At 74.6% G+C, this 8,176-nt stretch carries 6 protein-coding genes; 4 read left to right on the forward strand and 2 right to left on the reverse strand.

The features are described 5' to 3' along the window. The first annotated feature begins 73 nt into the window (after positions 1 to 73). From EF903_RS24135 to moeZ, 3 genes are all read left to right on the forward strand, one after another. Positions 74 to 1,099, forward strand: coding sequence for an NAD-dependent epimerase/dehydratase family protein (locus tag EF903_RS24135; RefSeq protein WP_125546487.1), 1,026 nt, complete (start codon positions 74 to 76; stop codon positions 1,097 to 1,099). Next, on the forward strand, positions 1,087 to 1,836 hold the full coding sequence (locus tag EF903_RS24140; protein ID WP_125546489.1) for a spherulation-specific family 4 protein: 750 nt from the start codon (positions 1,087 to 1,089) through the stop codon (positions 1,834 to 1,836). Before EF903_RS24135 ends, EF903_RS24140 begins: the two co-directional genes overlap by 13 nt. A 63-nt stretch (positions 1,837 to 1,899) precedes the next feature. After that, on the forward strand, positions 1,900 to 3,078 hold the full coding sequence (moeZ, locus tag EF903_RS24145) for an adenylyltransferase/sulfurtransferase MoeZ (protein WP_125546491.1): 1,179 nt from the start codon (positions 1,900 to 1,902) through the stop codon (positions 3,076 to 3,078). A gap of 99 nt (positions 3,079 to 3,177) precedes the next feature. Here moeZ and EF903_RS24150 read toward each other — a convergent pair whose 3' ends face one another. Both EF903_RS24150 and EF903_RS24155 read right to left on the reverse strand, forming a co-directional pair. After that, complete coding sequence (locus EF903_RS24150) at positions 3,178 to 4,728, reverse strand: alpha/beta hydrolase (RefSeq protein WP_125546493.1); 1,551 nt, start codon at positions 4,726 to 4,728, stop codon at positions 3,178 to 3,180. Positions 4,729 to 4,827: 99 nt separating this feature from the next. After that, on the reverse strand, positions 4,828 to 7,593 hold the full coding sequence (locus EF903_RS24155; protein WP_260615846.1) for a lysylphosphatidylglycerol synthase transmembrane domain-containing protein: 2,766 nt from the start codon (positions 7,591 to 7,593) through the stop codon (positions 4,828 to 4,830). 158 nt (positions 7,594 to 7,751) lie between these two features. Here EF903_RS24155 and EF903_RS24160 point away from each other — a divergent pair, with 158 nt between their 5' ends. Next, the gene (locus tag EF903_RS24160) at positions 7,752 to 8,108 is read left to right on the forward strand and encodes an MGMT family protein (protein ID WP_260615847.1); all 357 of its coding nucleotides are present in this window, start codon (positions 7,752 to 7,754) and stop codon (positions 8,106 to 8,108) included. The last annotated feature ends 68 nt before the right edge of the window (positions 8,109 to 8,176 follow it).

Raw genomic sequence — 8,176 nt, forward strand, 5'->3', positions numbered from 1 at the left:
ACCCCCTCCCGCCCGACCGAAGAAGAAGGAGACACCGCATGACCGGCCAGCCAACCAACCGAGGGACCGCGCGATGAGGGTGCTGCTGATCGGAGCCAACGGATACCTCGGCCGCTACGTCGCCGACCGGCTGCTCGCCGACCCCGCCGTCCAGCTGACCGCGCTCGGCCGCGGCGACGACGCCGACGTCCGGTTCGACCTCGCCACCGGCAGCCCCGGCGCGCTCACCCGCTTCCTCGACGCCGTCCACCCCGGCGTCGTCATCAACTGCGCGGGCGCCACCCGCGGCGGCGCCCGCGAGCTCACCCGCCACAACACCGTCGCCGTCGCCACCATCTGCGAGTCCCTGCGCCGCAGCGGCTGCGGGGCCCGCCTCGTCCAGCTCGGCTGCGCCGCCGAGTACGGGCCCAGCCAGCCCGGCTCCTCCACCGCCGAGGACGCCGTCCCCAGACCCGGCGGGCCGTACGGCGTCAGCAAGCTCGCCGCCACCGAACTCGTCCTCGGATCCGGCCTCGACGCCGTCGTCCTGCGCGTCTTCTCGCCCGTCGGCCCCGGCACCCCCGCCGGATCGCCGCTCGGCCGGCTCGCCGAGGCGATGCGGCGCGCCATGCAGTCCGGGGACGGCGAGCTGAAGCTCAGCGGGCTCGGGGTCCAGCGGGACTTCGTCGACGTCCGGGACGTGGCGCGCGCCGTCCACGCCGCCTCCCTGTCCGCCGCGCAGGGCGTCGTCAACATCGGGACCGGGCGCGCCGTCCGGCTCCGCGACGCGGCCGCCGTCCTCGCCCGGGTCGCCGGGTACGGCGGCGCCCTCCATGAGATCGACGTCCCACAGGGCGGACATCCGCAGGGCCACGGGCCGCTCCACGGAGGCCACGGCCGGGCCTCCTCCCTCTCGGCGATCGGCGCGCCCCGCTCCGAGGCGACCGCCGAGCAGCTGGCCGCCGCCCCGCCCGCCGCCGCGTACCCCTACCCGGACGGCTGCGGCGCCTGGCAGCAGGCCGACGTCCGCACCGCCCGGGACCGGCTCGGCTGGCGGCCCCGGATCAACCTGGAGGAGTCCCTCGCGGACATCTGGATGGAGGCGGCGTGCCGCATCTGACCACGCCCGCCCCGGCCGCCGCCGCCACCGGCTCCGGCCGCCTCGGCCTCGGCATCCCCGGCTACGCGCACCCCCTCCTCGCGCCCGTCGAGTGGGCCGAGCTGACCCGGCCCGGCACGCCCCTGCACTGGGCCGTGCTCAACGTGGCCGACGGCCCCGGCTCCCGGCCCGACCCGCACTGCACCGAGGCGGTGGGCCGGCTCCGCGGGGCCGGCGGCACCGTCCTCGGGCATCTCGCGATGCGGGACGGCGAGCGGACGTTCGGCGAGCTGGTCTCCGACGCCCACCGCTTCGCCGACTGGTACCGGGTCGACGGGTTCTACCTGGACGGGGCTCCGGCCGACCGGTCCGGGCTCGACGGGGTGCGCCGGGTCGCCGACGCCCTGCGCGGCCTCGGCCCGGGCCTGCGGATCGTGCTCGGCCACGGCACCCACCCCCACGCGGGCTACGCGGACGTCGCCGACCAGCTGGTCACCTTCGCCGGGGCCTGGACGGACTACCGCTGGTCGCAGGTGGCGGAGTGGACCGCCGACCACCCTCCGGAGCGGTTCTGCCACCTCGTCCACGGGGTGCCGCGCACCCATCTGGAGGAGGCGCTGCGGATCGCCCGCTGGCAGGGCGCCGGGACGATCTGGTTCACCGACCGCCGCGGAGCCCCGCCTGCGGACCCGTGGGCGTCAATGCCCGCGTACTGGGACGAAATCGTCTCACGTATCGGACCAGGTGTCTCGGAATGAAGAGGGGCGTGGCAGTGTTACGGGAAGAACCACCGTTCACGCATACCGATCTACGGAGTCCCCGTGTCGCTGCCACCCCTGGTCGAGCCGGCTGCCGAGCTCACCGTCGACGAGGTCCGTCGGTACTCCCGCCACCTGATCATCCCTGACGTCGGGATGGACGGCCAGAAGCGCCTGAAGAACGCGAAGGTGCTGGCCGTGGGCGCGGGGGGCCTCGGCTCGCCCGCCCTCATGTACCTGGCCGCGGCCGGCGTCGGAACGCTGGGCATCGTGGAGTTCGACGAGGTCGACGAGTCGAACCTCCAGCGCCAGATCATCCACAGCCAGTCGGACATCGGCCGCTCCAAGGCGGAGTCCGCCCGCGACTCCGTCCTCGGCATCAACCCGTACGTGAACGTCGTCCTCCACGAAGAGCGGCTCGAAGCCGACAACGTGATGGACATCTTCTCCCAGTACGACCTCATCGTCGACGGCACCGACAACTTCGCGACGCGCTACCTCGTCAACGACGCCTGCGTGCTCCTCGGCAAGCCGTACGTGTGGGGCTCCATCTACCGCTTCGACGGCCAGGCCTCCGTCTTCTGGTCCGAGCACGGCCCCTGCTACCGCTGCCTCTACCCGGAGCCCCCGCCGCCGGGCATGGTCCCGAGCTGCGCCGAGGGCGGCGTCCTGGGCGTGCTCTGCGCGTCCATCGGCTCCATCCAGGTCACCGAGGCCATCAAGGTCCTCACCGGCGTCGGCGAGCCGCTGGTCGGCCGCCTGATGATCTACGACGCCCTGGAGATGCAGTACCGCCAGGTCAAGGTCCGCAAGGACCCCGACTGCGCGGTGTGCGGCCCGAACGCGACCGTCAAGGAGCTCATCGACTACGAGGCCTTCTGCGGCGTCGTGTCGGAGGAGGCCCAGGAGGCGGCCGCCGGCTCGACGATCACTCCCAAGCAGCTCAAGGAGTGGATCGACGAGGGCGAGAACATCGAGATCATCGACGTACGCGAGAAGAACGAGTACGAGATCGTCTCCATCCCGGGCGCGCGGCTGATCCCCAAGGGCGAGTTCCTGATGGGCACGGCCCTCCAGGACCTCCCCCAGGACAAGCGGATCGTCCTGCACTGCAAGACGGGTGTCCGCAGTGCGGAAGTCCTGGCGGTCCTGAAGTCCGCCGGCTTCGCGGACGCCGTCCACGTCGGCGGCGGCGTCATCGGCTGGGTCCACCAGGTCGAGCCCCAGAAGCCCGTCTACTAGCGGCCCCGCCCGCGGGTCCGCCCGCGGGTCCGCCCGCACCGGCCCCTGCCCCCGCGCGACGGCGCGGGGGCAGGGGCCGTCCCGTGTCCGCCGCCGGGGTCAGGCGGCCTTGCAGACGGTGCCGCCGGCGGGCACCTTCCCGTCCAGCAGGTAGGCGTCGACCGCCTTCTGCACGCAGGGGTCGCCGCTGTTGTACGCGCCGTGCCCCTGGCCCTCGTACGTCAGCTCCACCCCGACCCCCGGGCCGAGGCGCTCCACCATGCGCCGCGCCCCCTCGTACGGGGTCGCCGGGTCGCCGGTGTTGCCGATCACCAGGATCGGCGCGGATCCGGCGGCCGACACGTCCGGGGTCTCCCAGGCGCCCTTGACCGGCCAGCCGGTGCAGCTCATCAGGGCCCAGCCCAGGAAGTCCCCGAAGACGGGGGAGGCCTTGCGGAACTCCGCCAGCCGCTCCTTGGTCTGCTCCAGCGTGAACCGCTGCTTCGAGTCCGCACAGTTGACCGCCGTGTTGGCGGCGCCGATGTTGCTGTAGCGGCCGTTCTCCTGCCGCCCGTTCAGCGCGTCGGACAGCGCCATCAGCAGCTGGCCCTGCCCGCCCTCCGCCTCGTCGATGCCCTGCTCCAGCAGCGGCCACAGCTCCTGGGAGTACAGGGCCTGCGCGATGCCGTTCGTCGCCGCCGAGTCGGTCAGCATGCGCCCGCCGAGGCCCGGGATCGGCTTCTGCGCCAGGCTCTTCTGGAGCCGCAGCACCGTGTCCTCGACCTCCTTGGCGGTGGCGCCCTGGAGGCGGCACGCGTCGCCGCGGTCCACGCAGTCCTGCGCGAAGTTCTCCAGCGCCAGCTGGAAGCCCTTCGCCTGGCCGAGAGCGCTCTGCTCGGAGGTCTTCGTCGGGTCGACGACCGCGTCGAAGACGGCCCGCCCGACCTTGTCCGGGAACAGGTGGGCGTAGACCCCGCCCAGCTCGGTGCCGTACGAGATGCCGAAGTAGTTCAGCTTCCCGTCGCCCAGCGCCTGGCGGATCCGGTCCAGGTCCCGGGCCGCGTTCTCGGTGCCCACGTACGGCAGCACCTTTCCCGACCGGGCCTCGCAGGCCTGGTGGTAGCGGCGGATCCCGTCCGCGAACTCCTTCTCCTCCGCCGGCGTCTCCGGCGTGTTGTCCTCGGCGTAGTAGGCGTCCAGCTGCCTGTCGGTCTGGCACAGCACGGGCGCGCTGGCGCCGACCCCGCGCGGGTCGAAGCTCACCAGGTCGTAGCGCGAGCGCAGGGCCTGGTACTCCTCGGCCGCGCCCGGCAGCGTGCTGATGCCGGAGCCGCCGGGGCCGCCGAAGTTGAACACCAGGGAGCCGAGGCGCCGCTCCTTGTCCCGGGCGGGGGCCCGGATCAGCGCGAGCGGGATCGTCTCCCCGCCGGGGTCGGCGTAGTCGAGCGGCACCTGCAGCGTGGCGCACTGCCAGTCCTTCGGCGGCGCGGGACCGCCGCCCTGGGCGGCGTCCGGGGCGGTGCACGCGCCCCACTTCAGCGGCGGCGGCGCCGACCCGGTCGCGTCGGTGCGGGACGGGGCGCCGCCCCCGCCGCCGGAGCAGCCGGCGACCCCGGCCACGGCGAGGACGACGGCGCCGGCGGCGGCCGTCCGGAGGACGTGTCTCGACATGCCCCCATCCTCCGCCGACCCCGGGCACCCCGCCCGCGCACGCGCCCGTTCGGGTCGGCCGCCGCGCGTCCCCGCGGCCGGTGCCACCCCGCGGACCTGCTAGATCGCTTCCTTGCGGGTGAGGTAGTTGAACGACACCCAGCCCGGCAGGACCGGCAGCCAGAACGTCATCAGCCGGAACAGCAGGACCGCCGAGATCGCGACCTCCTTGTCCAGGCCCGCCGCGATCAGGCCCAGCGTCAGCGTCGTCTCCACGGCGCCGATGCCGCCCGGCGTCGGCGCGGCCGAGCCGAGGGCGTTGCCCGCGAGGAACACGACCGCGATGCTCGCGTAGCTCAGCGCCTCGCCGCCGCCGAAGGCGCGGATCGACGCGTCCAGGCACATCACGAAGCAGCCGGTCAGCAGCAGCATCCCGCCGATGCCCGTCATCAGCTTCTGCGGCCGCTGGAGGACGTCCAGCATGCGCGGCACGACACCGGCGAACAGCGCCCGCACCCGTGTCACGACGAACTTCCGCAGGAACGGCACCGCCGTCACGACGAGGACCAGCACCGCCACCGTCAGCAGGCCGGCGATGACCGTCCGGGACGGCGTCATCTCCGGGGTCTTCTCCGTGCCCGTCAGGTAGCCGAAGGCCAGCAGCAGCAGGACGTGCGACGCCAGCCCGAACAGCTGCGAGGCGCCCACACTGGCCACCGCCAGCCCCGGCCGGACCCCCGCCCGCTGGAGGAACCGCGTGTTCAGCGCGACGCCGCCGACGGCCGCCGGGGCGACCAGCTTGACGAACGAGCCGGCCACCTGGGCCACCACCGTCCGCAGGAACGGCACCCGCTCCGGCACGAACCCGAGCAGGCTCATCGCCGCGGCGAAGTACGTCAGCGCCGAGAACGCCAGCGCCGCGCCCACCCAGCCCCACTCGGCCTCGCCGATGATCGTCGCGAAGTCCACGTGGGCCAGCTGCGTCAGCAGGAAGTACGCGCCGAACGCGCCCGCGATGAACGACACCAGGGTGCGCGGCCGGATCCGCTCCAGCCGGGCCGGCTCCACCGGCGCCTGCGGCCGGATCAGCAGCACCTGCTTGCGGATCTGGCTGAGCAGGTCCTCCTCGCGGGCCCCCTCCAGCGCGTCGTCCAGCGCCCGCTTCTCCGCCTTCCGCTCGGTCGCCGACGTGGCGGGGACCGCCTTGGCGCCCGCCTTACCGGCCGCCGCCTCGCGGGCCGCCTTCGCCGCGCGCGAGGACTCCAGCACGGCCTCCCGCTGCCGGTCCGCCCGCTCCCGGGCGAGCCGGCGCAGCGTCGCCCGCGTCGACCGGCTCAGCGCGATCGGCTGGAGCAGCGGCAGGCAGTCCGCCACCGCGTCCGGCCCGAGCACCGCCACCGCCGACGCGACCGCGCGCTGCGCGCCCACCCGCAGGCCGAGCGTGGTCAGCAGCTGCGCGATGTCCATCCGCAGCACCAGGTCGCCGGCCGCGATCTCGCCGCCGCGCAGATCCGTCAGGATGACCCTGCCGGAACGATCCACCAGCAGGGCGTCGCCCGTCAGCCGGCGGTGCGCGATCCGGCGCGACTGCAGGGCGCGTACCTGCTCCCACGCGTGGCGGGCCAGCCCGTCGGTGATCTCCTCGTCCGGGACGGCGTCCAGCGGCCGGCCCTCCAGGTGCTCGTACACGAGCATCACGGCGTCCGGGCCGAGCTCGGAGGTCGCGATCAGCTTGTGCGCGTTCGCGCCGGCCGCGATCGCCGCGTACGCGAGGAGCGCCTCCTGCTCCAGCGCCTGGCGCAGCGACTGCAGGGAGCGGCGCGTCGTGATCCCGCGCAGGGTCAGGCGGCGCCACACCCGGTAGAAGAACCCGTGCGCCTGCTGCTCCCGGTCGACGACGGTGACGTCGAGCGGCGGACCGTCCTCCAGGGTGACGTGGTAGCGGCGCCCCCGGTCGCTGGCCTCCGAGGCGTCGCCGCCCTCCGGGACCTCGGCGCGCGCCGCGCTGACCGGCTGGAAGCCGACCCGGCGCAGGCCCGCGAGCAGGTTCTGCCCGGTGGGGCGCACGTTCGGGGAGCCGACGGCGTACAGGGTGCCGTACGCGACGCTCCAGCCGATCAGCACCGTCAGGATGATCGAGAACGGGGTGGTGTAGCCGCTGACCAGCATCGCGAAGGCGTCGAGCAGCAGCACCACCCACAGGGCGACCCGCCAGCGCGGCCTGCGCGTCATCCCGACGGCGGTCATGTACGCGATCACGGGCGCGAGGTAGCCGTGCACGGGGTCGGTGGGCGCGCCCCCGGCGCCCGCGGCGCGGGTCAGGGCGTCCTGGATGGTCGCCGGGGCCGCCTGGGAGACCCAGAGGTCGGTCGCGAGGGTGACGCCGTGGGCGAGGACGGCGGCGAGGACGCCGTCGGCGATGCGCAGCCCGTCGCGTTTGATCAGGCGCTCGATCGCGAAGGCGACGGGGACGAGGAGGACGGCGATGCTGGACACCAGGCCCGCGACCTTGATCAGGAGGTCGGGGGCGGCCTGGGTGCCCTGGCTGATGTCGTCCTCCAGGCCGGCGGTGGTGCCGTGCGCGAAGGCGGCGATGCCGAGGACGACGGCGATGCCGAGGAGTCCGACGAGGAAGCGGACGAGGTCGGAGGGGCGGTGCACGCGGGCGGCGAGCAGCGGCTCGTCGACCTCGACCTCGTCGGCACCGGCCGCGGAGGCGTCCGCGGAGGCGGCCGCTCCGGAGGCGCGGGCCGCGTCCGCGGGGGCGGCCGCCGGGCCGTCGGCGGGCGCGCCGGGAGCCCCGTCGCGGGGCGCGCCGGGGTGCGGTTCGGGGCCCGGCTCGGGGCGCGCGCCGTCGTCCTCGCTCGCGCCGTCCGGAGGGCTCACACCCTGCTCCTTCGTCGTCACAGCCGTCTCTTCTTGATCACGTATCACCAGTCACCGCCCGGAAGATGGTGGCACGGCCGGGCGGTCCCGGGGGGCGGCAGGGTGCGCGCCGGTGTGGAAGGAAACGCTCCGCACAGCGGTCCGTCACGTCCGGCACCATGGGCGGAATGAGCGAGGAGCTGCCCGCGTACGCGGAGCGCGTGCTGGACGCGGCCGAGCGGATTCCGCCCGGCCGGGTGATGACCTACGGGGACGTCGCCGAATGGCTCGGGGAGGGCGGCCCGCGCCAAGTCGGCCGCGTCATGGCCCTGTACGGCGGCGCCGTCCCCTGGTGGCGCGTGGTGCGCGCCGACGGCCGGCCCCTGCCCGGCAGCGAACCCCGCGCCCTGGAGCACTACCGCGCCGAGTCCACCCCGCTGCGCCTCACCGCCGGCGGCGAGGCCCGGCTCGACATGCCGCGGGCCCGCTGGGACGGCGGCGGGCACGGCGCGGCGGGCGACGAGGGTCACATCTGACAGCTTCCGCCACACAGCCCCCCGCGCGCCGGTCGGAAGCGGGCCCCGGGGCCCGTACGGGGGACCGC

Source organism: Streptomyces sp. WAC05292, from assembly GCF_003949955.1.
In the GTDB taxonomy this organism is placed as follows: Bacteria; Actinomycetota; Actinomycetes; order Streptomycetales; family Streptomycetaceae; genus Streptomyces; species Streptomyces globosus.

Coding starts and splice junctions, on each gene's coding strand:
- EF903_RS24150 (WP_125546493.1), bottom strand. CDS start 4,728: ATGTCGAGACACGTCCTCCGGACGGCCGCCGCCGGCGCCGTCGTCCTC.
- EF903_RS24135 (WP_125546487.1), top strand. CDS start 74: ATGAGGGTGCTGCTGATCGGAGCCAACGGATACCTCGGCCGCTACGTC.
- EF903_RS24160 (WP_260615847.1), top strand. CDS start 7,752: ATGGGCGGAATGAGCGAGGAGCTGCCCGCGTACGCGGAGCGCGTGCTG.